Source organism: Bradyrhizobium jicamae, from assembly GCF_001440395.1.
GTDB classification, from domain to species: Bacteria; Pseudomonadota; Alphaproteobacteria; order Rhizobiales; family Xanthobacteraceae; genus Bradyrhizobium; species Bradyrhizobium jicamae.
In genome coordinates this window covers 1-226 of sequence record NZ_LLXZ01000164.1, presented here as the reverse complement: position 1 = coordinate 226, position 226 = coordinate 1, and the positions used below count along the sequence as shown (strand labels likewise).

General features: G+C 73.0%; 1 pseudogene. It reads left to right on the top strand.

The features are described from left to right. Positions 1–226: pseudogene (locus tag CQ12_RS46775) on the top strand (tol-pal system protein YbgF); the annotation flags it as partial.

Genomic DNA, 226 nt, shown 5'->3' with positions numbered 1-226 from the left:
GCCCCCCCCCCCCCCCCCAGCCACAGTCCGATGACGCCGACGCGGAAATGCGGATCCAGCGACTGGAACAGCAGCTCAGGCAACTGACCGGCCAGAACGAGGAACTGCAATACCGCAACCGGCAGCTCGAAGAGCGGCTGCGCCAGCTTGGCGCTGCGCCACTGGCGCCGGGCGGACAGCCTCCGCAGGCGCAGCCCAGCGTGGCCGCGGCGCAGCCGTCGGGCGC